This window comes from Actinomadura sp. NPDC023710 (assembly GCF_040639875.1).
Lineage (GTDB): Bacteria > Actinomycetota > Actinomycetes > Streptosporangiales > Streptosporangiaceae > Spirillospora > Spirillospora citrea.
On record NZ_JBFAGB010000054.1, the window covers coordinates 1 to 25,470 of the forward strand.

The window sequence follows — 25,470 nt, forward strand, 5'->3', positions numbered from 1 at the left end:
CCGACACCTCGACCGTCTCGCCCACCACCGCCTTCGCCGGCCACCGGCCGCACCCCACCACCGGCGCCACGTCGACGATGGGAATGCGGCCGAGCCTCGGAATGCCGGGCATACTGGACGTTCCGGACTCCACGTGCATGTGCCACCCCTACCCTCTCGAGAGATCCAAAACGTCCATGCCCGGAACCCGGCCTCTACCGCCGAGTAGCTTCGAATGATTTCCGCGCTCGACCGATGACCCGCCGGTGGTGTGCGGCCCGGCCGATGGCCGGCCCCGGCCGCGCAGCGCCGGTCTTGGGAAGGTCGAGTTTGGGCAAACGGTCGGCCGCGACCAGGGGGCCCATCCAGGTGACGGCCGCCTGGGACGGGACGCGAGCCCCTGTAGGGAAGGGGTTCCGGGGATTCCCGCCTCCGCCGGGCCGATCGGTCCGCGAGGTGACGGTGTGGTCCCCGCCGTCGCGCCCATGCCCCCGAAGCGCATAGCGTGATGTTGCGTGAAGGCAATCCGACGTTTCACGGTACGCACCGTCCTTCCCGAGCCCCTCAGGCAGCTCGAGGAGCTGGTCCTCAACCTGCGCTGGTCGTGGCACCACGAGACGCTCGACCTCTTCCGCGACGTGGACCCTGCGCTCTGGAAGGCCGTCCACCACGATCCGGTCCGGCTGCTCGGCGAGGTCGCCCCCGAGCGGCTCGCGCGGCTGGCCGAGGACCGGCGGTTCTTGCGACGCCTCCAGGACACCGCCGAAGACCTGCACGAGTACCTGACGGCGCCGCGCTGGTACCAGTCGCGGCCGGGGGACTCCCCGGTGAGCATCGCCTACTTCTCACCCGAGTACGGGATCACCGCCGCGCTCCCGCAGTACTCCGGGGGCCTCGGCATCCTCGCGGGCGACCACCTGAAGACCGCCAGCGACCTCGGCGTCCCCATCCTCGGGGTCGGGCTCCTCTACCGGCACGGCTACTTCTCCCAGTCGCTGTCGCCGGACGGCTGGCAGCTGGAGCGCTACCCCCCGATCGACCCCAACGGGCTGCCCCTCACCCTCCTGCGGGAGCGGGACGGGACGCCGGTTCGCGTCGTCATCGGCCTGCCCAAGGGCGGCGGCCTGCACGCGCAGGTGTGGATCGCGCGGGTCGGCCGCGTCCCGCAGCTGCTCCTCGACTCCGACGTCGAGGAGAACGACCAGGCGGCCCGGGACGTCACCGACCGGCTGTACGGGGGCGGCGGCGACCACCGCCTCCTCCAGGAGATGCTGCTCGGCATCGGCGGCGTGCGGGCCATCCGCGCGTACTGCCGCATCACCGGGCACCCGGCGCCGGAGGTGTTCCACACCAACGAGGGCCACGCCGGGTTCCTCGGCCTGGAGCGCATCCGCGAGCTGGCCGAGGAGGAGGGCCTGACCTTCGACGAGGCGCTGGAGGCGGTCCGGGCGGGCACGGTCTTCACCACCCACACGCCCGTCCCGGCCGGTATCGACCGCTTCCCCCGCGAGCTGATCGCCCGCTACTTCGGCGGCGCGAACGAGGAGGAGCAGGTCCCCGTCGACCGGATCCTCGCGCTCGGCGCCGAGGACTACCCCGGCGGCGACCGCACCGTGTTCAACATGGCCGTGATGGGAATGCGCCTGGCGCAGCGCGTGAACGGCGTCAGCCGGCTGCACGGCGAGGTCAGCCGGCAGATGTTCGGCGGGCTGTGGGGCGGGTTCGACACCGCCGAGGTCCCCGTCGGGTCGATCACCAACGGCGTGCACGCGGGTACCTGGGTCGCGCGCGAGGTCCTGGAGTTCACCGCCCGGGAGCTGCCGTCGGTGATGGAGTCCGGGCGCGGCTGGGAGGCGGTCCGCGACGTCCCCGAGCCGGAGATCTGGCGGATGCGGAATCTGCTGCGCCGCCGCCTCGTGATGGACGCGCGCCGCCGGCTGCGCGAGTCGTGGCGGCAGCGCGGCGCCAGCGAGGCCGAGACCTCCTGGATCGACGACGCCCTCGACCCCGACGCCCTCACGATCGGGTTCGCGCGGCGCGTCCCGTCCTACAAGCGGCTCACGCTGATGATGAGCGACCCGGACCGGCTCCGCGCGATCCTGCTGGACCCCGACCGGCCCGTGCAGATCGTCATCGCCGGGAAGGCGCACCCGGCCGACGAGGGCGGCAAGCGGCTCATCCAGGAGATCGTCCGGTTCACCGGGTCCGAGGACGTCCGGCACCGGATCGTGTTCCTGCCCGACTACGACATGGCGCTCGGGCAGCTCATGGTCCAGGGCTGCGACGTGTGGATGAACAACCCGCTGCGCCCGCTGGAGGCGTGCGGCACGTCCGGGATGAAGGCGGCGCTGAACGGCGGGCTGAACCTGTCGATCCGCGACGGCTGGTGGGACGAGTGGTACGACGGCCAGAACGGCTGGGCGATCCCCTCCGCCGACGGCCTCGCCAGCCCCGACCGGCGCGACGAGCTGGAGGCCGCCGCCCTGTACGAGCTGATCGAGGACCACGTGTCCGTCACGTTCTACGACCGCGACTCGGCCGGGATGCCGCGCCGCTGGCTGGAGATGGTCAAGCACACCATCGCCACCCTCGGCCCGAAGGTCCTCGCGTCCCGGATGCTGCGCGACTACGTCGACGACCTGTACACCCCGGCCGCCGTGTCGGAGCGCTCGATGGTCGCCGACAAGTTCGCGGGCGCCCGCGAGCTGGCGGCCTGGAAGCGCCAGGTCCGCTCGGCGTGGCCGCGGGTCGCCGTCGAGCACGTCGAGTCCACCGGGGAGGAGAGCCCCCAGGTCGGCGCGCGGCTGACGGTCCGCGTCGTGGTGGACCTCGACGGGCTCGCCCCCGAGGACGTCGCCGTCGAGGTCGCCTACGGCCGGGTGGACGACGCCGACGCGCTCGTCGACCCGTCCTACCTGGAGCTGGAGGACGGCGGCCCGGCCGAGAACGGGCGGCGCCGCTACGCCGGCGAGGTCCCGCTCGGCCGCAGCGGCGCGTTCGGCTACAGCGTGCGGGTGGTGCCGAGCCACCCGCTGCTGTCCACCCGGGCCGAGATGGGCCTCGTCGCGCTGCCGCCCGCGCCGCAGGGCATGACGAACGGCGACCTGCGCTAGCCGACCTCCCCCTCGTCGTCGGCGGGCGGCGGGTCGGGCGTCTGCCAGGCCGCGACGACGAGGGGGAGCAGCGCGTGCGTCGCCAGCAGCGCGAACAGGATCAGGAAGAGCGCGGCACCCGGGATCTGCGACTCGCGGCCGTCCCGGTCGGCGATCATCGCCGCCACCAGCACGGCGACCATGACGACCGTGGTGGCCCGGTGCGCCGTCGCGAACGCGCGGAGCCGCGCCGTGAGCTGCCGCTCGTCCAGCTCCCGCTCCCGCTTGGACGTCAGGCCCCGGGTCACCGCGATCAGCTGGCCGGCCAGCGGGATCCCGCCCACCACCAGGACGCCGAGGATCACGAAGTTGACGATCATCGCGGTGTCGCTGGGGGCCAGCGCCCAGGACACCGCGGCGTCCACCCAGAACAGGCCGAGCATGACCGCGCCCGTCCCGGCCAGCACCCGGCGCGGGCGGCGGCGCCCGTAGCGGGCGGGCATCCTCTGCTCAAGCTTCTCGTCGAGGGCGGCGAGACGGTCCGCGCGCTTGCCGCGGGACCGCTCCAGCCACCCGGCCGTGCGGTTGGTCATGGCGTGTCTCCGATTCTGGGGAACGGCTTGAGGGAGAAGACGACTTCGACGGGCACCTCGAAGTACTCGGCGATGCGGAGGGCGAGGTGCAGGCTGGGGCTGTACTCGCCCCGTTCCAGGTAACCGACCGTCTGGTAGTGCACCCCCAGTGCGGCGGCGAGGTCGCGGCGCGAGACGCCGCGTTCCGCCCTCAGCACCGGGATCCGGTTGTAGACGGTCTCCTTCTCGGCGGACACCGGGACAGTCTTGCGGATCACGGCCCGCACCCTTCGAGGAACCCGACGGTCGTCGTCGGGTTCACGCCGCGCAGCACCTCCGCGCGGCCGTAGCGCATCCGCACGTCCCGCGCGCGGATCACCGGCTCGCTCATGCGCACCCCCTGTACGGGTCCTTCAACGGATCGCCGTATTACTGCATCTGTTAATAGTAGAAGTACTACATCCCGTATCGGATGTGCAAGTGGACGGATCCTGGCAGGATGGACACGTGCGACTTGCCAACCGCGACGCGCGGCCGGTCCCGTGGCTGCCGACCGGCCGCACCGCGGACGCCGCACTGGCCGGCGGGGCCTTCGCCGTCCTGGCCGCGATGACCCTCGTGTCGATCCACACGGGCCCGCCCTCACGGATGCCCCTCTACAGCTGGGCGCTGCTCGCGGTCGCCTGCGGGGCGCTGTACCTGCGCCGGAGCCGGCCCGTCGCGGTCGCCGCCGTCACGCTCGCCGCCTGCGCCGTCTACTACCCGGTCACCGAGCCGGACGGCCCGGTCGTGCTCACCTTCGTCATCGCCCTCTACACGGCGGCGGCCGAGGGCCACCTCACCGCGGCCGCCGTCCTCGCGGGGATCGCGGTGGCCGGGACCGTGGCCGCCGACCGCCGCGACGACGTCAACCACCTCGCCGACGCCGCCGGCTTCCTGCTCATCGGCTGGTTCGTCGCGGTCGTCGCCATCGGCGGCGTCGTCCGCAACCGCCGGGCCTACCTGCGCGAGGCGCAGGAGCGCGCCCGCGTCGCCGAGCGCGGCCGCGAGGCCGAGGCCCGCCGCCGCGCCATCGAGGAGCGGCTGCGCATCGCCCGCGAGCTGCACGACGTCCTCGGCCACAACATCTCGCTCATCAACGTGCAGGCCACCGCCGCGCTGCACGGCCTGCGCCGCGAGCCGCAGCGCGCCGAGGACGCCCTCACCGCGATCAAGCAGGCCAGCAAGGACGTGCTACGGGAGATGCGCGCCACGCTCGGCGTCCTGCGGCAGGTCGACGAGGCCGCCCCGGTCGCGCCCGCCCCCGGCCTCGCCCGCCTGGACGAGCTGACCCGGGGCCTCGCGGCGGCCGGGCTGGAGATCCGCACCGAGGCGGAGGGCGAGCCGCGCCCGCTGCCCGCCGAGACCGACCTCGCCGCGTTCCGGATCGTCCAGGAGGCGCTCACCAACGTCACCCGGCACTCAGGCGCGGCGTCCGCCGTCGTCCGCGTCCGCTACGAGGCCGACGGCGTCGTCGTCAGCGTCGAGGACGACGGGAGGCCCGGATCCGGCACGCCGTCGGCCGACGGCAGCGGCATCCGCGGGATGCGGGAGCGCGCCGAGGCGCTCGGCGGCGGCCTCGTCGCCGGGCCCGGCCCGGACGGCGGCTTCACCGTCCGCGCCCGCCTGCCGCTCTAGCCCGCCGGCCGCACGGCCTCGGAAGCTACACGGCCTCGGAGCTCGGAGCTCGGCTCGCGGCCGCCTGAGACCAGAACCGAGCGGCGCCGGAACCGCCGGACGGGGCGGGCCCGCTGATCGGGATCATGCCGGTCCCGCCGCCCGGTGCCACGGGCCGCGCCCGGTCGACGACGCCGACGCCGTCGGCGCGGCGAGCCTCGGCCGCGTCGCGCGTGGTCAGCAGGACCGTCGTGCCGGACGCGGCGATCCGGCGCAGTGCCGTCCACATTCGATGGATCGTTCCACTGTCGAGGCCGGACGTGGGCTCGTCCAGGAAGAGCACATCCGAGCGGTCCAGCAGCGCCAGCGCCAGGTCGAGCCGCCGGCGCTCCCCGGCCGTCAGCCGCTCGAACCGCGTCCCGGCGGACTCCTCCAGGCCGGTCAGCGCGAGCACCTCGTCCGCCGCCAGCGGGTCCAGCGTCCAGCGGTGCCGGCCCGCGACGATCTCGAAGACGGTGAGGCCGGGGAACAGCCCGCCGTCCCGCCACACCGTGCCGATCCGCAGCCCCTCCCGCGCCGCGTACGGGTCGATGCCCCTGACGCGCACCGCGCCGCCGCAGAGGCGGCGGAGGCCTGCCAGCGCCTCCAGCAGCAGGGTCTTGCCCGACCCCGCGTGGCCGAGCAGCGCGTAGACCTCGCCCTCCGGCACCTCGAACGAGAAGTCCCCGACCGTCTGGGCGCCGCAGCGGACGCGCAGCTCCCGCGCCTCCACGACGATTCCGCTCATCCCTCGTCACTCCCCCATGATGCGGGCCCGCCCTCTCACGGCGCCCCATGGCAGGAGGCTACGGAGCGATCCCTCCGGCAGGCGGCCGCGCCGCGCCGGCGTTCGCATTCCGTAAGATCATCCGCGGCCCGGAGGACGCCGCCGCAGACTCCGGTTCAATCCTCGTCCTGCCCGGCGAGCGCCTCGTAGACGGGCGCCAGCACGTCCGTCAGCGCGCGACGCCGGACGCGGACCGGCGGAGGCGCGGCGACCTGGAGCACGAACCCCGGCGGGACGGGCGGCGCGGGCGGGCGCTCGCGGAGCCGGGCCAGCCCGGACGGCGGCGTCCAGAACCCGGCGGCGGTGAGCGGCTCCTCCCGCATCTCCAGCGGATCGGGCTCGGTCTCGGTGGCGCGCCGCAACGCGCCGAGCAGCTGGTCCCGGCGCCGGCCGTTCCACTGGAGGATGAGGAACGGGTCGTCGTCGAACGCCTCGGCCAGCAGGTACAGGACGGCGGCGGCGTGCTTGCACGGGTCGCCCCAGTCGGGGCAGTCGCACATCAGGTGCAGGTCGGACGCCGAGTCCGGGAACAGCGCGAGCCCCAGCTCGGCGAACACCCACTCGATCTCCGGCGGCATCTCCCCGGCCAGCAGCCGGGCCCGGAACAGCGCGCGGGACGCCAGCTCCGCCTCCACCGCGCGCCAGCCGTCCTCGTCGATCGCCTCGATGCCGAGCGCCACCTCGTACGGCTCCGGTGCCGAGCCCCGCACCTTCGCGGTGACCTCGTACGCCTCCACCCGCAGGTCGAACACGTTGCCCTTGCGCGCGTAGGCGCGTCCCCGCTGGAGGCGCCCGGCGTCGGCGAACGACTCCACCAGGTCGATGAAGCGCCGCGACCACCACTGCGCCCCGATCGAGCCCCGCCGGGTGCGCGCCCTGATGCCCTCGTCCACCTAGTCGCTCACCGCCTCCGGCGACAGCCGCAGGACGTCGCGCAGCTCGGCGACCGACAGCTCGGTCAGCCAGTCCTCGCCGGTGCCGACGATCGAGTCGGCCAGGGCCTTCTTGCGTTCGATCATCTCGTCGACGCGCTCCTCCATCGTCCCGACGCAGACGAACTTGCGGACCTGGACGTTGCGGGTCTGCCCGATGCGGAACGCCCGGTCGGTGGCCTGGTCCTCCACGGCCGGGTTCCACCAGCGGTCCACGTGCACGACGTGGTTGGCGGCGGTCAGCGTCAGGCCCGTCCCGGCGGCCTTGAGGGACAGCAGGAAGATCGCGGGCTCGGTGTCCTCCTGGAACCGCTGGACGAGGTCGTCCCGCCCCTGCTTGGACGTCCCGCCGTGCAGCCACAGCACCGGCCGTTCGAGCCGCGCCGCCAGGTAGGGCTGGAGCATCGACCCGAACTCGGCGTACTGGGTGAAGACGAGCGCCTTCTCGCCCTGCTCCAGCACCTCGGCGCAGATCTCCTCCAGCCGTTCGAGCTTGCCCGACCGGCCGGGCAGGCGCGAGCCGTCCTTGAGCAGGTGCGCCGGATGGTTGCAGACCTGCTTGAGCTTGGCCATCGTCGCCAGCACCAGCCCCCGCCGCTCGGCCTCCTCCGCCTCGGCGATCCGCTGGAGCATGTCGTCCACGGTCGCCTGGTAGAGCGACGCCTGCTCGGTCGTCAGGTTGCAGTAGACCTTGATCTCCTGCTTCTCCGGCAGGTCCGAGATGATCGACTTGTCGGTCTTGAGGCGGCGCAGGATGAACGGCTGCGTCGCCCGCCTGAGCGCCAGCGCCGCCTGCTCGTCGCCCTCCCGCTCGATCGGGATCGCGAACCGCTGCCGGAACGCGCTCCGCGGCCCGAGCAGCCCCGGGTTCGCGAACTCCATGATCGACCACAGCTCGGTCAGGTGGTTCTCCACCGGCGTGCCGGTGAGCGCGATCCGGCTCCGCGCCGGGATGCTCCGCACCGCCCGGGCCTGCCGCGTCCCGCTGTTCTTGAGCGCCTGCGCCTCGTCGCAGATGACCCGCTCCCAGTCGATGGCCGCCAGCATCTCGGCGTCCCGCGCGGCCGTCCCGTAGGTGGTCAGCACCAGGTCGGCGCCCGCGACCGCCTCGGCGAGGCCCTCGCCGCGGCGCCGTCCCGTCCCGTGGTGGACGTAAACGCGCAGCTTGGGCGTGAACCGAGCCGCCTCCCGCTGCCAGTTCCCCACCAGCGACATCGGGAGGATGGCCAGCGTCGGGGAGGCTGTAGAACCATCTTTTCGTTCGTGAACGAGCAGTGAGAGCACCGAAATCGTTTTACCGAGGCCCATGTCGTCCGCGAGAAGGGCGCCCAGGCCGAGGTCGTTCATGAACGCCAGCCAGGCGAGCCCGCGCTCCTGGTAGGGCCGCAGCTCGGCGTCCAGGTCCTCGGGGGTGCGCAGGGGGGCGAGGCGGCGGTCGGCTTCGCCGGAGAGGAGGTCGCCGAGGGGGCCGGTGGCGTCCACCTCGGTCAGGGGGAGGGCGTCGTCGCCGGCGTGCACGATCGCGCGGATCGCCTCGGCGGCGGTCATGCGGCCGCGGCGCGGGTGCCGCAGGAAGTCGAGGGCGGCCTCCAGTTGGTGCTCGTCCAGCTCCACCCACTGGCCGCGCAGGCGGACGAGCGGGGTCTTCAGCCGGGCCAGCTCCTCCAGTTCGGCCTCGTCGACGCTCGCGTCGCCGATGGCGAGGTCCCAGCGGAAGTCGACCATCGACTTCAGATCGAAGCCGGAGGGCGCCGCCGCCCCCGCTGACGCCTCCGGGTCCTCGTTGCGGGCGGTGAGCTTCATGCCGAGCTTCGCCTTGCCCGCCCACTGGGGGAGCAGGACCCCGAAGCCCGCGGCGGCGAGCATCGGGGCCGCCTGGCGGAGGAAGCGGAACGCGCCCGCCGTGTCGAGGAGGAGTTCGCCCGGCGCGGGGCCGTCCAGGGCGGGCGCCAGGTCGGGGAAGAGGCGCAGGGCGCGGCCGAGGCCGGCGAGGAGGGTCTCTTCGGCCTGCGGGATCGAGGTGGCCTCGCCCTCCCAGACCAGCGCGGCGGGGACGTAGAGGCTCGGGTCGTCGGTGCCCTGGAGGGCGAACTCGACCCGCCAGGAGTCGCCTTCGCGGGGCTCGGCGTCCTCCTCGAACTCCTCGGCGCCGGGTTCGGCGAGGCGGAAGCAGACGCGCAGCGGGCCGGACGGGCGGCGCGCGGCGGCGGCCCACGCGTCCAGTTCCGCGATCAGGTCGTCGGGGTCGTCGCGGGGCTCGCGGGCGACCTCGGGGGAGGGGCCGGTCAGCGCCATCACCCAGCGTTCGGCGAGCGGCAGCCGGTCGGGCTCCTTGCGCCGCGACACCAGCAGCGGATGCGGCACCACGCCCCGCACGGCCGTGTCGACCAGGGCCGACAGCGCCTCGCGCAGGACCTCGGCGGCGGGGCGCCCGCCGCCCGCCGCGCGGCAGGCGGCGGGCATGGCGCGGGCCAGCGCGCGGAACCGCGCCGGGTCGTCGATCACCGGCCGCCAGCGGGCCACGAGGTCGCCGTCCTCGCGCAGCAGGGCGGGCAGGACGTGGCCGCGCCCGGCGAGGTGCACCGCCTCGTCCGCGAGCATGCACAGGAAGCGCAGGTCGGTGCCCGCGATGACGTCGGCGCTGTGCTCGGCCGCCTCGAGCAGCGCCATCGCGGGGAACGGCGCGAGGACCAGGGCCGGGACCCGCCACGTGCGCAGCTCGGGCTCGTCCCGCACCGGTTCGGGGCCCAGCTCCGCCGACGGAAGCGGATGGTCGCCCGCGGTGGGCAGCGACATGGCCAGCTCGACGCGGAACGCGGCGCGCAGGAGCGGCTCGTAGGACGTGCCGGTGAAGTCGCAGGTCGCGAAGGGGTGGACGTCCGGGGAGGGCTCGTACGGGCCGGTGCGTTCGGCCCACAGGCAGAGCGCACCGCCATGCCAGGTGGCGTGGGCGACGAGCATGGTCCCCGAAGCTACCAGCCGCCTCGGACGCCACCATGCTTCACGGTTCCTGACAGCCGTCACTCAGGCTCGCTGGCTAGGCTCGGGGCGTCCGCCACCGAGTCACACTGGGAGGGTCGCCGTGGGCGAGTTCGTACGGGTCGAGGTCGAGGACGGGATCGCGACGATCAGGCTCGACCGGCCGAAGATGAACGCCCTGAACGCGCAGATGCAGCGGGAGCTGATCGACGCGGCCCGCCAGGTCACGCAGGACGAGGCGGTCGGCGCGGTCGTGCTGTACGGGGGCGAGCGGGTGTTCGCGGCGGGCGCGGACATCAAGGAGATGGCCCCGATGTCGTACGCGGAGATGTCCGCGGGCCACTCGCGGCTGCTGCAGGACTTCGCCAAGGCGCTCGCCGCGATCCCCAAGCCGGTCATCGCCGCGATCACCGGGTACGCGCTCGGCGGCGGGCTGGAGGTGGCGCTGACCGCCGACTTCCGCGTCGCGGGCGAGGGCGCGAAGGTCGGGCAGCCGGAGATCCAGCTCGGCATCATCCCCGGCGCGGGCGGCACGCAGCGGCTGGCCCGGCTGGTCGGGCCGTCCAGGGCGAAGGACCTGATCTTCTCGGGACGGCACGTCGCGGCGGACGAGGCCCTCGCGATCGGCCTGGTGGACCGGGTCGTCGCGGACGACGCCGTTTACGCCGCCGCCAAGGAGTGGGCGGCGGTGTTCGTCGGCGGTCCCGCGATCGCGCTGCGCGCCGCCAAGCAGGCCATCGACCGGGGGCTCGAGGCCGACCTCGACACCGGGCTGGAGATCGAGCGGACGCAGTTCGCGGCGCTGTTCGCCACCGAGGACCAGGCGAGCGGGATGAAGAGCTTCCTGGAGGAGGGGCCCGGCAAGGCGACGTTCACCGGTCGCTGAGCGCGCGGTCCCGCGTGTCGAGCACCTCCTCGGCGTAGCGCTCGGTCCAGCGGCCGAGGGCGGCGAGGGGTTCGAGCATCCCGCGCCCCGGCGGGGTCAGCTCGTACTCGACGCGCGGGGGCGCCTCGGCGTAGCGGCGGCGGGCGACCAGGCCGTCGCGTTCGAGGCGGCGGAGCGTCTCGGTCAGCACCTTGTGGCTGATGCCGCCGATCTGCGCCCGCATGTCACCCGGACGTAGCGGGCCGTGTTGCAGCGTCCACAGCACGACGCCCGTCCACGTGCCGGACAGCAGGTCGAGGCCGAGCCGCGTCCGGCAGTCGGCGATGTACTCGTACTCGTCCATGGGTTCGCCCGCCATCCTGCCTCTTCCGATACGCACCGGATGGTGCGGAACGGACCGCCTAACGTCCCGACCGACGGTAAACGAACGGGAGGATGTCATGCGGATCGGAGTGCTCGGCGCGGGCGCCATGGCGGACGCGCTCGCCACGCAGTGGGCGCGCAAGGGACACCAGGTGCGGATCGGGGCGCGGACGCCCGCGAAGGCGGTCGCGCTGGCCGGCCGGATCGGGCACGGCGCGGCCGGCGGCACGTTGCGGGAGGCGGCGGAGTTCGGCGACGCGGTGCTCCTCGCCGTCTGGCACGAGGGCGTCCAGGACGTCCTGCGCGCGGCGGGGCCGCTGGAAGGGCGCGTGCTGATCGACTGCACCAACCCGATGGAGCCGCCGTTCGAGCGGCTCAAGACGGCGGGCGGCCCGTCCGCGGCGCGGCGGATCGCCGACGCCACCGGCGCGCGGGTCGTCAAGGCCTTCTCCACCTGCCACGAGAGCGTGTGGCGGATGACGCCCCCGGCGTTCGCGGGGCGTCCCCTCGGCGTCCCGCTGTGCGGGGACGACGAGGAGGCCCTCGCCGTGGTGCGGGGCCTGGTGGGCGACCTCGGCTGCGTGCCGATGGACGGCGGAAGCCTGGAGAGGGCCGGGCTGCTGGAGGCCGCGACCGCGTTCCTGGTGGGCCTGTGGGTGGCGGGCGAGGATCCGTCCGCGATGCTGCCGCCCCCCGAGTACGCTGGGGGCGACCCGGCGCGTACCTCCGAGCTCGCGGGCTGAAACGTTATTTGTGTTTTTGGGCGTCCTGTGGGGGTGCGCGAAGAACCGCCGCTAGCATCTGCCGCCATGCGACATGCGTTCCGTACCGCGCTCGTGACGGGGGCGTCCAGCGGTATCGGCGAGAGCTTCGCCCGCCTCCTGGCCGCCCGCGGCACCGACCTGGTGATCGTGGCCCGCCGGAGCGAGCGGCTGGACGGGCTGGCCCGCGAACTCGTCGAACGGTACCGGGTCGCCGTGGAGGTCCTGGCCGCCGACCTCACCGATCCCGCGCAGCGCGCCGAGGTCGAGGGGCGGCTGCGCACCGAGCCGGTCGAGCTGCTGGTCAACAATGCCGGGTACGGCGCTTTTGGAGCGTTCGCGGAACTGCCGCTGGACGACCACCTGGCGCAGATCGAGCTGAACGTGGCCGCCCTCGTGCGGCTCGCCCACGCCGCCCTGCCCGGGATGATCGCGCGCGGCCGGGGCGGGGTGCTGAACGTCGCGTCGATGGCGGGGTTCGCGCCCTCGCCCGGCAGCGCGACCTACGGGGCGACGAAGGCGTACGTGGCGTCGTTCTCGGAGAGCCTGCACTCGGAGGTCGCGGGCAAGGGCGTCCACGTGACGGCTCTGTGCCCCGGGTTCACCCGCACCGACGACGACGTCCCGGCCAACCTCCTCTGGCTGCGGCGCGAGGACGTGGCGCGGGCGGGGCTGGAGGCTGTGGCGACCGGGCGCGCGCTGTGCGTCCCCGGCATGCAGTACAAGGCGGCGCTCCCGGCGCTCCGCCTCGTTCCGAGACCGCTCCTCAGGGCGGCCGCGAACCGCATGTGGCAACAGGCCGCCGACACGCGGTGACAAGACGTCACACCCTTTCGCGCGGATCTACAAAAGTTCCCGCGCGTTGCTTGTCGCGGTGCTGACTTGACGGGGCTCGCGCTTTCTCGCGACGATCGAACCTACGCTTGAGTAGGTTGTGAACGGCCTGCTGGGCGGCTGCACAAGGACCTCGTCCAGCGAAGGAAGCACATGTCCCTGACCCCCGAAGAGAAGTCCCAGACCGGCCTCATGCTCGACCTCGAGCCGGTGGTCGAGCAGGAGCTGAACCGGCACCTGTCGACGGCCAAGGAATGGTTCCCGCACCAGTACGTGCCGTGGAGCGAGGGCCGCGACTTCGACGGGCCGCTGGGCGGCGAGCCGTGGTCGATCGAGCAGTCGAAGGTGACACCCGAGGCGCGCGACTCGCTGATCGTCAACCTCCTCACCGAGGACAACCTGCCCGGCTACCACCGCGCGATCGCCACCGTCTTCGGCCGCGAGGGCGCCTGGGGCACGTGGGTGAACCGCTGGACCGCCGAGGAGAACCGGCACGGCGTCGCCCTGCGCGACTACCTCACCGTGAGCCGCGCGGTCGACCCGATCGCGCTGGAGCGCGCCCGCATGCACCACATGGAGGCCGGCTACGAGGCCGACCACGGCGACTCTTTCCTGCACGGGACGGCGTACGTGTCGTTCCAGGAGCTCGCGACCCGCGTCTCGCACCGCAACACCGGCAGGGCGTCCGGCGACCCCGTCTGCGAGCAGATGATGACCCGCATCGCCGCCGACGAGAACCTCCACATGATCTTCTACCGGAACCTGATGGGCGCCGCGCTGGAGGCCGCCCCGAACGAGACGATGCGGGCGATCACCGATGTCGTGACGACGTTCCAGATGCCCGGCCACAGCATCGACGGCTTCCTGCGCAAGTCGGTCGTCATCGCCAACGCCGGCATCTACGACCTGCGGCTCCACCACGACGACGTGCTCGTCCCGGTGCTGCGCAAGTGGGGCGTCTTCGACCGCACCGACCTGACGGGCGACGGCGAGAAGGCCCGCGAGGAGCTCGGCGAGTTCCTGGAGCACCTCGACGCCTCCGCCACCAAGTTCGAGACCCGCCGCGAAGAGCGCCGCGCCCGCCAGGCCGCCCGCAAGGGCTAGCCCGGAGCGGCCGCGGCCGGAGCGGGTTCGGGTGACCTGAACCGGACTCGGGTGGATTCCGGGAACCTGGAGGGCGTTTCCTCGCGTCAAAGGGTGCATGGGGACGCACAGGCGACTGGGCGGGTACCGGTTGCTGGACGAGATCGGCCGGGGGAGCACGGCGGTGGTCTACCTGGCCATGGACGCCGGCGGCCGGGAGGTCGCGGTCAAGGAGCTCGTTCCGGAGCTCACGGGGGAGCCGGAGGCGATCAGCCGGCTGGCCCGGGAGATGCAGGCGCAGGCGCGGGTGCGCAGCGCCTACGTCGCCCGGCTGCTGGACGGCGCGATCTCGGCGCGGCGGCCGCACGTGGTCATGCAGTACGTGCCGGGGTGCCCGCTGAACGACCTCGTCTCGGCGTACGGGCCGATGCGCGGCGACCGGCTCGTCCGGTTCGCCCGGCGGCTGGCGCTGGCGCTCGGGGACGTCCACGTTGCGGGCGTGCTGCACCGCGACGTGGCGCCCGGCAACGTCATCGTGCTGGGCGACCGGCCGACGCTGATCGACTTCGGCATCGCGCACGAGTCCGGCGCGGAGCAGATCACCAGGCGCGGCATGGTCGTGGGGACGCCCGCCTACCTGGCGCCCGAGCTGATCGAGGGGGAGCGCGCGACCACCGCGTCGGACGTGTTCTCGTGGGCGTCGACCGTGGCCTACGCGGCGACGGGCCGCCCGCCGTTCGGGCGCGGGTCGCTGCACGGGGTGTGCTTCAGGATCCTGCGCGGCCAGGCCGACATCGACGGCGCTCCGGAGCCGCTGGCGGGGCTGCTGCGGGCGGCGTTCCGCCGCGACCCGGCGGAACGTCCCTCCGCGCGCTGGTTCGCCGGGGCGCTGGCCGCCGCCGCCGAGGGCGACGGGGTGGTGGCGGCCTGATGGCTGGATCCCCCCGGCAGGATGGGCAAGGGTAGGGTTTCGGAAACGATGAGGGGAGCTGTCACGTCCGGGGACCGAATCGGCCACTACAGCGTCCAGCAGACCCTGGGGGAAGGGGGCATGGGCGTCGTCTACCTCGGCGCCGACCCCGAGGGGCGCAACGTGGCCATCAAGGTGCTGCGGCCCGCGGTCGCGGGCGACGCCACGGCGCGTCGCCGGCTGGCCCGCGAGGTCGACTCGATGCGCAGGGTGCACAGCCCGCACGTCGCCGAGATCCTCGACGCCGACGTGACCGCCGACCAGCCCTACATCGTGACCCAGTACGTGCCCGGCCGGACGCTGGAGGAGATCGTCGAGGAGTCCGGCCCGATCTACGGGCCGGCGCTGCAGCGCCTCGGCGTGGGGCTGGCCGCGGCGCTGTCGGCGATCCACGGCGCCGGGATCGTGCACCGCGACATGAAGCCCGGCAACGTGATGCTCGTGGACGGCGAGCCCGTCGTGATCGACTTCGGCATCGCGCAGGCCGCCGACGCGACCCGGCTGACCGCGACCGGCATGGTCATCGGCACCCCCGGCTACCTCGCCCCGGAGATCATCGAGGGCGAGGACGCGGGCCCGCCGTCGGACGTGCACGCCTGGGGCGGGACGGTCGCCTACGCCGCGACCGGCCGCCCGCCCTTCGGCTCCGGCACCTTCGAGTCGATCTTCTACAAGATCATGCAGAGCACGCCCGACCTGGACGGCGTGCCCGAGGCGATGCTGCCCGTGCTGCGGTCGGCGATGGCGCGGCACCCCGCCGAGCGCCCGACGGCCGTCAACCTGGTGCAGCTCACGCGGCGCATCCATCTCGAGGCCACCATCACCGACCAGACGCGCGTCGACCGGCACTACCCGGCGGCCGGTGCGGCCGGTGTGCTGGGCACGTCGGGCACGCCGGGGCCGGAGGAGACGGCCGCCGACCACTCCCGGCAGTTCTCCATGCCGGCGCCGCAGGACCCGCCGTCGTCCGGGACGTCGTCGGCGTCGCCCGGGATGCCGGTGCCCACGCCCGTCCCGTCGCCCGCGCCCGTTCCGGCGCAGCCGAAGGACTTCGTGGGCCAGCTGCCGCCCGCCGCGCCGCCGCCCGTCCCCCCGCCGGGGCCCGCGCCGTTCAAGGCGGGGGAGCAGTACGGGCAGCGCGGCTACGGGCCGCCCGCCCCCTACGACCAGGGCCCCTACCAGGGTGGTTATCCGCCGCCGCAGTACGGGCCCCCGCCGAACCAGCCCACGCAGGGCGCGCTCCAGCGCGGCCCCTACGAGACGGAGGCGCGGCAGCGTCCCGACCAGGCCCGTGCCGACGGGGCTGAGCGCGACAAGGAGCGGCGCAAGCCCTACGGCTGGTACCGGGTGCTCAGCTTCATCGTCCTGGTGGCGCTGCTCGGGTTCGCCAACATCGCGCCGCTGCTCGCCCTCGGCGTCACCGTCGCCGGCGTGTTCGTGCTGCGGATGGGCGACAAGGCGGCCAAGGGCATGGAGGGCCGGCAGACGCGGCGGGGCCCGCGCTCGGGCGACGCGGTCGCGGCCGCGTTCCGGACGCCGCTGCACCTGCCCGGCGCGCTGATGTCGACCGTGCTCTGGACGGCGCTCAGCGGTGTCGCGGGGCTGATCCTGCTCGGTGTGCTGATCTTCGCGAACCCGGAGATGACCGCGTCCAAGGCCATCGCCTACTCGGCCATGGCGGTGATCGGGCTGCTGTGCCTCGCGCCGGGCAGCGGCGCGCCCCGCCGCCAGCTCGCCCGCATCTGGGGCGCGGTGCTGCCGCGCGCCGAGGCCGCGCTCGTCGGCGCGCTCATCCTCGGGATCTTCGCCGCGGTGCTGGTCGGGCTGTCGCAGCGGCAGCCGCCCGACACCACGCCGGTGGACGGGATGAGCCAGGACCTGGAGAGCGTGCGCGCCGACGTCCACGACCTCGTGGCGAGCATCCCCGGGACGTGACGCGCGGCTCCGGCGACGGGCGCGGTCCCTCTCCGGTCGGTAGGGTGGCGACCCATTATGAGCGGTGAGACGAGCCACCAGGCGCACATCGGTCCGTACCGGCTGCTGTCCAGGCTGGGCGGCGGCACCGGCGACGTCCACCGCGCCGCGGGCACCGACGGCCGCGACGTGGCGATCCGGCTCCTGCCGCCGGGCGCGGCCCCCGACGTCCCGCGGATGCGCGAGGTGCTCAGCCCCTACGTGGCGGACGTCCTGGACGGTGAGGCCGCCGGCCCGCGCCCCTACGTGGTGTTCCGGTTCGTCCCCGGACGTCCGCTCGCCGAGAGGATCGCCGAGCAGGGGCCGATGTCGGGGGACGCGCTGCGCCGCATGGCCTTCGGGCTGGCCAAGGCACTCGCCGCCATCCACCTGACCGGTCTCGCGCACGGCGAGCTGGGGCCGGGCACGGTCCTGGTCGTGGACGACGCGCCGGTCGTCGTCGACTTCGCGCTGACCTCCGGCGCCGACGCCGGCGACGACATCCGCGCATGGGCGGCCACGGTGGCGTTCGCCGCCACCGGCCGTCCGGACGGGCCCGCCGAGTCGCTGCCGGCCGACCTGCGCGCCCTGGTGGCGGCCGCCTCCCACCCGGACCCGGGGGCCCGCCCGTCTGCGGCCGAGTTGGCGGAGTCGGCGTCCCGCCTGAAGCTTCCGGCCACGTCGACCACCAGTGCACGTCCCGCCGCCGCGGCTCTCGCGCCCGAGGCCCCCGCCCCGCCGACCGGCCCGGCAGCGCCCGGTCCTGCGGCGGCCCCCGCCGGAGCGCGGGAGACGGCGGTGCACGAGACGGCGGTGACACAGGGCTGGGCGCGGCTGCTCGCGGCCATGGTGGTGGTGGCCGGCGTCGGCGTCGTGATCATGCTGCCGATCGCGGGACTCGTCCTGACGCTGGCCGCGGTGACGCTGCTGCGCGTGGCGGGCACGACGGCGCGCGGCTGGGCGTGGGCGTTCGGGCGGACGCTGCTGACCGTCCCCTACGCGGCGGTGTTCACGGCCGCCGTCCCGCTCGGGCTCGCCGCGGCGTCGGCGGTCGGCGGGAAGCTGGACTCGCTCACGGCCTGCGCGTTCGGCGCCGGAGCCGGGGCCGCGGTGCTGTGGACGGCGCCGGGCGTCAGCGCGCCGCGGCGCCAGCTGGAGCGGATGTTCCTTCCGGTGGCGCGGCGGCCGCGGGCCGTCGCGGCCGCGGTCGTGGGCCTCGGCGTGCTGTGCCTGCTCGTCGGCGTCGGCGCGATGACGCTGACGCCGAGCTTCTCCCCGACCTACGGGCTGCAGCGCACGCTGGAGAGCTCGATGGACCGCCTCCAGCACGCCGTCAACAGGGTATGAGGCATGATGTCCGCCACGTCCGATTCGGGACGCCTCATGCACCGCAAACCCGCCGGGCACGTGGGTAAGGTCTCACGAACTGGGATTTGCCAGTAGGCTACCGACGAGTAACATTATCGTGCACGGCCGAACCGGGGACCCGGCTCCGAAGCACGTTCGGGTGTTTGGCAGGCTGTGACTGCGAAAGCGCACGTCCGCGTCGACCCGTCATGGGCGGCGCCCCTCTGCCGCTTACCTCAGCGGCCAACTGAGTGCAGGGAGGTCGGCCACCGGCCATGAACATCGTCGTCCTGGTGAAGCAGGTTCCCGATACGGAGAGCCCGCGCAAGCTGAAGTCCGATGACAGCACGCTCGACCGCGCCGCGGCGGACGGCGTCATCAACGAACTCGACGAGTACGCCATCGAAGAGGCGCTGCGCATCAAGGAGGCCCAGGGCGGCGAGGTGACCGTCCTCACCATGGGCCCCGGCAAGGCCACCGACTCCATCCGCAAGTCGCTGGCGATGGGCGCCGACAAGGCCGTCCACCTCCTCGACGACGGCCTCGCCGGCTCCGACGCGCTGCAGACCTCGTACGCGCTGGAGCAGGCGCTCGGGCGCACCGGGTTCGACCTGGTCGTCCTCGGCGCGGAGTCCACCGACGCGCGCACCGGCGTGCTCGCCGCGATGCTCGCCGAGCGCCTCGGCGTCCCGCAGCTGTCGCTCGCCAACAAGGTCGAGATCGACGGGACGTCCATCAAGGTGCAGCGGCAGACCGACTACGGCTTCGACCGGGTCGAGGCCAGCCTGCCCGCGGTGGTGTCCGTGGTGGAGAAGATCAACGAGCCGCGCTACCCCTCGTTCAAGGGGATCATGGCGGCGAAGAAGAAGCCGGTCGAGACGCTCGGCCTCGGCGACGCCGGCATCGACGCGTCCCGGGTCGGCCTGGCGAACGCCGCGACCGAGGTGGTCGACTTCGCCGAGGCGCCGCCGCGTGCGAAGGGCGAGATCGTCACCGACGAGGGCGACGGCGGTGCGAAGATCGCCGAGTTCCTCGCGTCGAAGAAGTTCGTCTGACCGAGGAAGGGGATTCAACCATGACCGAGATTCTCGTCCTCGTCGACCATGTCGACGGTGAGGTCAAGAAGGTCACGCTCGAACTGCTGACGCTGGCGAACCGGCTCGGCGAGGCGGCCGCGGTATGGGTCGGCCCGGGCTATGAGAACGCCAGGGACAGGCTCGCCGAGTACGGTGCCGGCAAGGTCTACGTGGCGGCCGACGAGGAGCTGACCTCCTACGTCGTCGCCCCGAAGGCCGCGCTGCTGGCCCAGCTCGTGAGCGAGAAGTCCCCGGCCGCGGTGCTGGTGGCCGCGACCGGCGAGGGCAAGGAGATCGCGGGCCGCCTCGCCGTCAAGACCGGCTCCGGCGTGCTCACCGACGTCGTGGACGTCGCCGACGGCTTCGTCGCCGAGCACTCGATCTTCGGCGGCGGGATCATCGCGCACGCCAAGGTGAAGACCGGCACGCCGATCATCGCGGTGCGGCCGAACTCCGTCGCGCCCCAGGCGTCCGCGGCCACCCCGGCCGAGGAGCAGGTGTCGGTCACGCTCTCGGACGCCGACAAGGGCGCCAGGATCGTGGAGAAGGTCGTCCAGGAGAAGGGCGAGCGCCCGGACCTGACCGAGGCCGCGATCGTGGTCTCCGGCGGCCGCGGCGTCGGCGGCGCCGAGAACTTCAAGATCATCGAGGGGCTGGCCGACTCGCTCGGCGCGGCCGTCGGCGCCTCCCGCGCCGCGACCGACGCCGGCTGGTACCCGCACTCGTTCCAGGTCGGCCAGACCGGCAAGACGGTGTCGCCGCAGCTGTACATCGCGGTCGGCATCTCCGGCGCCATCCAGCACCGGGCCGGCATGCAGACCTCGAAGACCATCATCGCCGTCAACAAGGACCCCGAGGCGCCGATCTTCGAGCTCGTCGACTACGGCGTGGTGGGCGACCTGTTCCAGGTCGCGCCCCAGCTGACCGAGGAGATCAGCAAGCGCAAGTGATCTCGCGCGGGGGCCCGGCGGCGCACGCGCCGCCGGGCCCTTCGTCCGTTCGGGGGCGCCTCGTCTTTCAGGAGCGCTTCGGCGACGGGTACGGGACGGCCTTGAGCAGCGCGGGCTTCACCATGTCGCCGACCTCGGCGTAGGGCAGGACGGTGTCCAGCTGGCCGCACGCCGACTCGTACCCCAGGGTCGAGAGGTAGAAGGCCACGCGCAGGCCCGCCGGGGTGAGGGCCATGGTGACCTCGCCGGACCTGACGAACGCGGACGGGTTGTCGGTGCCCTGCGGCAGGCCGAGGCCGCTCGCCTGGCCCCTGCCGCAGTAGGCGCCGCCGGGCTGGCGCGTCTTGATCTTGCCGTCCAGCGGCTCGAGGCCCGGCTCGGTCGGGACGCGGAACAGGTCGAGCGGCCGGTAGGAGGCGCCGGTCCGCAGGTCGACGGTCGCCGCCTGGGACTGGTCCCAGCCCGTCCCGCGCTCGCCGCGCAGCTCGACGGAGTACCACACCGACAGCAGCCGGTCGTTCCGCAGGAGGATCTTCGGTGTGGCGACGTCGGTGTAGGGGCCGCGGCCGATGTCCTTCAGGCCGTTGCGGAGCTTGGCCCAGCGCTGTTCGAGCGGCGCCCGGAGCGCCTGGTTGATCTTCCGGTTGAGCGCTGCGTCCCCGCCCGTGACGCGCACGATCCGGCCCTGCGCCTGGAACGTCATCCCACGGCCGATGTCCTGCCGGGGCTCGCTCAGCGCCGCCAGCCGCGCCACGATCGGCTTCGGCTGGTCCGCGACCGCCACGTAGACCGCCGCCCCGCCGCCCACGGCCACGGCGGCGGTCCCGCCCGCGACGGCCGCCGCGCCCTTCGCGCCGAGCGTGCCGATGACGCCCTTGCCCGCAGCGCCCGCCGCGCCGGCTCCGCCCGTCCCGGCGGCGCCCCCCGACCCCGCCGCGCCCGCGGCGCCCGCGGCTCCGGCCGCCCCCGCCGAGGCGCCGCCCGAGCCGAGGCCGAGCGCGGTCAGCGGGAACAGCACCGACAGCGCGGCGGCGGCGCCCGCGAGCGTGCGGACGCCGCGCCCCTCCCAGTCGGGCCCGTACGCGCCCGCCGCGACCGACTCCAGCTCGGAGACGAACGCGGCGGCGCCCGGCGGGCGGTCCCACGGGTTCTTCGCCAGCCCGCGCTCGATCAGCGGGCGGAGCGGCCCGGGGACGTCCTGCACCGGGATCGGGGCCGTGAGGTGGCGGCCCATCAGCCCGCCCTGGTCCTCGGCGGTGTACGGGCGGCGCCCCGTCACGCACTCGAAGAACACGCACGCCGCCGCGTACACGTCGGTCGCGGGGGAGGCGGGCTCGTCCCGCCACTGCTCGGGCGCCATGTAGACGGGCGTCCCCGAGCGGCCGGACGCGCCCGCGTCCACCGCGATGCCGAAGTCGATCAGCTTGCTCAGCCCGTCGCCGCGCACGATCACGTTCGCGGGCTTGTAGTCGCGGTGGACGATGCCGACGCCGTGGGCGGCGGCGAGACCGAGCAGCGAGCCCTTGAGCACCGCCAGGGCGGCCTCGGGCGCCAGCGGCCCCCGCTCGGCGAGCACCGACTTCAGCGGCGCCCCGTCCACTGCCTCCATGACGATCGCCGCGCCGTCCGGCGCCTCGACGAGGCCGAACAGCTGGGCGACGAACGGGTTGCGCAGCCGGCTGAGCAGATCGGCCTCGCCGCGGAACCGCTCGCGGAACTCGGCGTCCCCGGCGAGGGGCCGCGCCAGGTACTTGATCGCCGCCGGGCGCCCCGTCGCGTCGTGCCGCGCGAGCACGACGCGACCTTGCGCGCCTTCGCCGAGCACCCGCATCTCGCTGTAGCCCGGAACCCGCCATCCGCCCATACCGCCCCCATGCGCCCTTGATGGAAGGGGTTATATCGGATCGCGACCTCAGGCGGCGACGGGTTCCGGCCGGGAGTCGCCCGCCCCTGGCGCCGGAGCCTCCGCGGGGGCCTCGGCCGGGGCGGGGACGGAGATGTCCGCGGTCGTGCGCAGCGGCGCGTACCGGGCGCCCGCCGCGATCAGCAGCGCCAGCACGACGACCACGCCGACGCCGACCCGCAGGGACGTCGCCTCCGACAGGAAGCCGACCACGACCGGGCCGAGCAGCAGGCCGCCGTAGCCCATCGCGCCGACCTGGGCGACGGCCGCGCCGGGACGGTCCGGAGCGGCGGAGCCCGCCAGCGAGATCGTCGTCGGGACGACCGTGCAGACCACGAGCCCGGTCACGAAGAACCCGGCGATCGCCACCGCCGGGACCGGCGCCAGCACGACGACGGTCATGCCGACGGCGGTCCCGAGGCCCGCGCCGACCAGCAGCCGGCGGGTGCCGACCCGCATCCGGACGCGGTCGCCGACGAGCCGCCCGAGCAGCATCGCCAGCTCGAACATCGGGTAGCCGGCCGCGGCGACGGCCTCGGTCGCGCCGAGCTCGTCGTGCAGCAGCAGCCCGCTCCAGTCGGCGATCGACCCCTCGGTCATGAACGCGATGAACGCGAGGACGCCGATCAGGTAGACGGCGGCGGGCATCCGGCGCGCCCTGCGTCCCGTTCCGGACGCGGCGGGCGCGGCGGGGTCGGGCAGGTAGGTGCGGCCGAGTGCGAGCCCGGCGGGCAGCGACAGCAGGGCGGTGACCAGCACGGTCTCGGTGAACCCGAAACCGGCCGCTGCCGTGGCGACGCCGAACAGGCCGCCGCTCATCGCGCCGACGCACCAGCCGGCGTGCATGCCGCTCATGACGGACCGGCGGTACGCCTGCTCGACGACGCTGCCCTGCGCGTTCATCGCGATGTCGGTGATCCCGAACGTCATGCCGAACAGCGCGACGGCGCCGAGGAGGACGCCGTAGGTGGGGGCGAGCGCCACCCCCACGTAGGACAGCCCCGTCAGCGGCAGGGCGACCCGCAGGACGGTGCGGCTGCCGGCCCGCGCCATCACGCCGCGCAGCGCCTGCATGGCCGCGATCGCGCCGAGTCCCCAGACGAGGACGACGATGCCGATCTCGCCCTCGTTCGTTCCGAACTTGCCGGCCAGCGCGGGCATGCGCGCCACCCACACTCCGGTCAGCAGACCGGCCAGCGCGAAGGTCAGGAACGTTCCCGAACGGGCACGGAACAGCATTGTTCACCTCTTTCTCGGCTCGGCGGGGCGCACCCCGGTGTGACATGCGGTCTTGTGCGACGTGCGCCGTCATGTGACGTGCGCCGTCATGTGACGGGCGCCATCATGTGACGTGCGTCATGGAACGCTCCAAACCCGTGCGGGTCCGGAGCGTCCGGAAGGTCGGACGGGGCGCGTGCGGCGCCCCCGGCGTCAGCGCTCCAGCAGCTCCAGGAGCCGCCGTCTCAGCGCTCGGAGCTGCTCGGCGTCGTACAGCCCGGGGTCATGGCTGACCACCTCCCAGAGCCCTTCGGCCGCCAGCCTGACGATCGCCGCGTTGCCCGGATCGGGCTCGTCCGCCGGGTCGCGGCCGTGCCAGCGGCGCATCGCCTCGTTCAGCGGCTCGGCCTGCTCGGGGTCGGCGGCGGCGGCCGTGATGGCCGACCACCGCCGGTAGGCGCGGGCCTCGCCGGCGAGGATCTCGAACGTGGCCTCGACGTAGGCGCGGGTGTAGGACCCCGGCGTGCCGTCGTCGTGGGAGGCGATCAGGTCGTCGAACTCCTCGATGACCCGCGCCACCATGGCCCGGACGAGCTCCTCCTTGGTGGGGAAGTGGTAGAGCAGCCCTCCCTTGCTGACGCCGGCGCGGTCGGCGACCGCGCTGAGCGTCAGCGCCTGCGTCCCCTGCTCGAAGAGCACGGACTCGGCGGCGTCCAAGAGGGCTTCTCGTTTCATGACGTCCTCACTGTGTCGGCCTCTACTGTACCGGCTGGACGGTATACGGCCAACCGCGGGCCGCCGAGGTCTATTCCGCCCTGTCACCAGGCTGGTTCCGGCCGCCCCCCGGGCCCGGGAAGGGAACAGGGCGGGCGCGGATACTGTTGTCCGCGTGGTGAACTACCTCGACCATGCGGCGACCACCCCGATGCTGCCCGAGGCCATCGAGGCGATGACGGCGGAGCTGCGCGAACTCGGCAACCCCTCCTCGCTGCACGCGGCGGGCCGGCGCGCCCGGCGGGTCGTGGAGGAGTCCCGCGAGCTCATCGCCGAGGCGTTCGGCGCCCGCCCGAGCGAGGTCGTGTTCACCTCCGGCGGCACCGAGGCCGACAACCTCGCGGTCAAGGGGATCTACTGGGCGCGCCGCTCCGCCGACCCGTCCCGCACCCGCGTGCTCGTCGGCGCCGTCGAGCATCACGCCGTCCTGGACGCGGTCCAGTGGCTCGCCGACCACGAGGGCGCCAGGGTCGACGTCGTCCCGGTGGACGGGCTCGGCCGCGTCACCCCCGGGGCGCTGCGCGAACTGCTCGGCTCCGGCGACGACGTGGCGCTCGCCACCGTGATGTGGGCCAACAACGAGGTCGGCACCGTCCAGCCCGTCGCCGAGCTGGCCGCCGCCGCCGGCGAGCGCGGCGTCCCCCTGCACACCGACGCCGTCCAGGCCGCGGGCCAGCTGCCCGTCGGGTTCGCGGCGAGCGGCGCGCAGGCCCTCACCATCACCGGCCACAAGCTCGGCGGCCCGATCGGCGTCGGCGCCCTGCTGCTGGCCAAGCCGAAGCCGCCGGTGTTCCTCGACCCGGTGCCCCTGCTGCACGGCGGCGGCCAGGAGCGCGACGTCCGGTCCGGGACCCTCGACGCCCCCGCCATCGCGGGGTTCGCCGCCGCCGTCCAGACCGCGGTCGGCCGCCGCGAGGCCGAGGCGGCCCGCCTCGCCGGGCTGCGCGACGAGCTGATCGCCGCCGTGCGGGACGCCGTCCCCGAGGCGGTGCTGAACGGCGATCCCGACGACCGCCTCCCCGGCAACGCGCACTTCTCCTTCCCCGGCTGCGAGGGCGACGCCCTGCTCATGCTGCTGGACGCGCGCGGCATCGCCTGCTCCACCGGCTCGGCGTGCTCGGCGGGCGTCTCCCAGCCCAGCCACGTCCTGGTCGCCATGGACGCCGGCGCCGAGCGCGCCCGCGGCTCGCTCCGCTTCTCCCTCGGCCACACCAGCACCGAGGCCGACGTGAAGGCCCTCGCCGACGCCATCGGCCCGGTCGTCGAGCGCGCCCGCCGCGCTGGTCTCAGTTGACGCTGGTTTGACCGTTCCTTGA

At 73.9% G+C, this 25,470-nt stretch carries 22 protein-coding genes; 12 read left to right on the forward strand and 10 right to left on the reverse strand.

Annotated features, from left to right (window positions below):
- Positions 1–139: maltotransferase domain-containing protein (locus AB0H37_RS39920; RefSeq protein WP_360617855.1), on the reverse strand; the 139-nt coding region annotated here is incomplete at its 3' end.
- Positions 140–494: 355 nt separating this feature from the next.
- Between AB0H37_RS39920 and glgP the strand changes: the two genes are divergently transcribed.
- Positions 495–3,092 carry an alpha-glucan family phosphorylase gene (gene glgP / locus AB0H37_RS39925; RefSeq protein WP_329094237.1) on the forward strand — a complete coding sequence of 866 codons (2,598 nt, stop codon included), beginning with the start codon at positions 495–497 and terminating at the stop codon, positions 3,090–3,092.
- Here glgP and AB0H37_RS39930 read toward each other — a convergent pair.
- Positions 3,089–3,664, reverse strand: coding sequence for a hypothetical protein (locus AB0H37_RS39930; protein WP_360617827.1), 576 nt, complete (start codon positions 3,662–3,664; stop codon positions 3,089–3,091). The genes glgP and AB0H37_RS39930 overlap by 4 nt on opposite strands.
- Positions 3,661–3,921 carry a helix-turn-helix transcriptional regulator gene (locus tag AB0H37_RS39935; RefSeq protein WP_229809839.1) on the reverse strand — a complete coding sequence of 87 codons (261 nt, stop codon included), beginning with the start codon at positions 3,919–3,921 and terminating at the stop codon, positions 3,661–3,663. Before AB0H37_RS39935 ends, AB0H37_RS39930 begins: the two co-directional genes overlap by 4 nt.
- A gap of 229 nt (positions 3,922–4,150) precedes the next feature.
- On the opposite strand from AB0H37_RS39935, the gene AB0H37_RS39940 reads away from it, so the two are divergent.
- Positions 4,151–5,320, forward strand: a complete 1,170-nt coding sequence (locus AB0H37_RS39940) for a sensor histidine kinase (RefSeq protein ID WP_360617829.1) — start codon at positions 4,151–4,153, stop codon at positions 5,318–5,320.
- A gap of 25 nt (positions 5,321–5,345) precedes the next feature.
- Here AB0H37_RS39940 and AB0H37_RS39945 read toward each other — a convergent pair whose 3' ends face one another.
- The 3 genes from AB0H37_RS39945 to AB0H37_RS39955 form a co-directional block, all read right to left on the reverse strand.
- Positions 5,346–6,086 carry an ATP-binding cassette domain-containing protein gene (locus AB0H37_RS39945; protein ID WP_360617831.1) on the reverse strand — a complete coding sequence of 247 codons (741 nt, stop codon included), beginning with the start codon at positions 6,084–6,086 and terminating at the stop codon, positions 5,346–5,348.
- A 155-nt stretch (positions 6,087–6,241) separates the two neighbouring features.
- On the reverse strand, positions 6,242–7,018 hold the full coding sequence (locus AB0H37_RS39950) for an SWIM zinc finger family protein (protein ID WP_179833255.1): 777 nt from the start codon (positions 7,016–7,018) through the stop codon (positions 6,242–6,244).
- A complete protein-coding gene (locus AB0H37_RS39955) occupies positions 7,019–10,018 on the reverse strand; it encodes a DEAD/DEAH box helicase (RefSeq protein WP_360617832.1) in 3,000 nt (999 codons plus the stop codon).
- A gap of 121 nt (positions 10,019–10,139) precedes the next feature.
- Between AB0H37_RS39955 and AB0H37_RS39960 the strand changes: the two genes are divergently transcribed.
- Entirely contained in the window at positions 10,140–10,922 is a 783-nt protein-coding gene (locus AB0H37_RS39960; protein WP_179833257.1) for an enoyl-CoA hydratase-related protein, read from the forward strand.
- On the opposite strand, the gene AB0H37_RS39965 is transcribed toward AB0H37_RS39960, so the two are convergent.
- The gene (locus AB0H37_RS39965) at positions 10,909–11,280 is read right to left on the reverse strand and encodes a helix-turn-helix domain-containing protein (RefSeq protein WP_329094228.1); all 372 of its coding nucleotides are present in this window, start codon (positions 11,278–11,280) and stop codon (positions 10,909–10,911) included. The genes AB0H37_RS39960 and AB0H37_RS39965 overlap by 14 nt on opposite strands.
- Before the next feature lie 82 nt (positions 11,281–11,362).
- Between AB0H37_RS39965 and AB0H37_RS39970 the strand changes: the two genes are divergently transcribed.
- From AB0H37_RS39970 to AB0H37_RS40005, 8 genes are all read left to right on the forward strand, one after another.
- Positions 11,363–12,028, forward strand: coding sequence for an NAD(P)-binding domain-containing protein (locus tag AB0H37_RS39970; RefSeq protein WP_360617833.1), 666 nt, complete (start codon positions 11,363–11,365; stop codon positions 12,026–12,028).
- 66 nt (positions 12,029–12,094) lie between these two features.
- Positions 12,095–12,862, forward strand: coding sequence for an SDR family oxidoreductase (locus tag AB0H37_RS39975; protein ID WP_179833260.1), 768 nt, complete (start codon positions 12,095–12,097; stop codon positions 12,860–12,862).
- Positions 12,863–13,033: 171 nt separating this feature from the next.
- Positions 13,034–13,984 carry an acyl-ACP desaturase gene (locus AB0H37_RS39980; protein WP_329094223.1) on the forward strand — a complete coding sequence of 317 codons (951 nt, stop codon included), beginning with the start codon at positions 13,034–13,036 and terminating at the stop codon, positions 13,982–13,984.
- A 97-nt stretch (positions 13,985–14,081) separates the two neighbouring features.
- Complete coding sequence (locus tag AB0H37_RS39985) at positions 14,082–14,894, forward strand: serine/threonine-protein kinase (RefSeq protein WP_360617835.1); 813 nt, start codon at positions 14,082–14,084, stop codon at positions 14,892–14,894.
- A 48-nt stretch (positions 14,895–14,942) separates the two neighbouring features.
- Positions 14,943–16,868, forward strand: coding sequence for a serine/threonine-protein kinase (locus AB0H37_RS39990; protein WP_329094220.1), 1,926 nt, complete (start codon positions 14,943–14,945; stop codon positions 16,866–16,868).
- Positions 16,869–16,925: 57 nt separating this feature from the next.
- Positions 16,926–18,233 (forward strand): hypothetical protein, encoded by a 1,308-nt coding sequence (locus AB0H37_RS39995; protein WP_360617836.1) that lies wholly within the window; start codon positions 16,926–16,928, stop codon positions 18,231–18,233.
- Positions 18,234–18,508: 275 nt separating this feature from the next.
- Positions 18,509–19,288, forward strand: a complete 780-nt coding sequence (locus tag AB0H37_RS40000; RefSeq protein ID WP_089312987.1) for an electron transfer flavoprotein subunit beta/FixA family protein — start codon at positions 18,509–18,511, stop codon at positions 19,286–19,288.
- A 20-nt stretch (positions 19,289–19,308) separates the two neighbouring features.
- Positions 19,309–20,259, forward strand: a complete 951-nt coding sequence (locus AB0H37_RS40005) for an electron transfer flavoprotein subunit alpha/FixB family protein (RefSeq protein WP_179833265.1) — start codon at positions 19,309–19,311, stop codon at positions 20,257–20,259.
- 67 nt (positions 20,260–20,326) lie between these two features.
- Here the strand turns inward: AB0H37_RS40005 and AB0H37_RS40010 are convergent, their stop codons facing one another.
- The 3 genes from AB0H37_RS40010 to AB0H37_RS40020 all read right to left on the reverse strand — a co-directional run bounded on the left by AB0H37_RS40010 (position 20,327) and on the right by AB0H37_RS40020 (position 24,115).
- A complete protein-coding gene (locus tag AB0H37_RS40010) occupies positions 20,327–22,123 on the reverse strand; it encodes a serine/threonine-protein kinase (RefSeq protein ID WP_360617838.1) in 1,797 nt (598 codons plus the stop codon).
- A 48-nt stretch (positions 22,124–22,171) separates the two neighbouring features.
- A complete protein-coding gene (locus AB0H37_RS40015) occupies positions 22,172–23,401 on the reverse strand; it encodes an MFS transporter (protein WP_360617839.1) in 1,230 nt (409 codons plus the stop codon).
- A 192-nt stretch (positions 23,402–23,593) separates the two neighbouring features.
- Positions 23,594–24,115: a TetR/AcrR family transcriptional regulator gene (locus tag AB0H37_RS40020; protein WP_329094211.1), complete on the reverse strand. Its 522-nt coding sequence runs from the start codon at positions 24,113–24,115 to the stop codon at positions 23,594–23,596.
- 157 nt (positions 24,116–24,272) lie between these two features.
- Here AB0H37_RS40020 and AB0H37_RS40025 point away from each other — a divergent pair, with 157 nt between their 5' ends.
- The gene (locus AB0H37_RS40025) at positions 24,273–25,448 is read left to right on the forward strand and encodes a cysteine desulfurase family protein (protein WP_360617857.1); all 1,176 of its coding nucleotides are present in this window, start codon (positions 24,273–24,275) and stop codon (positions 25,446–25,448) included.
- Positions 25,449–25,470: the final 22 nt, after the last annotated feature.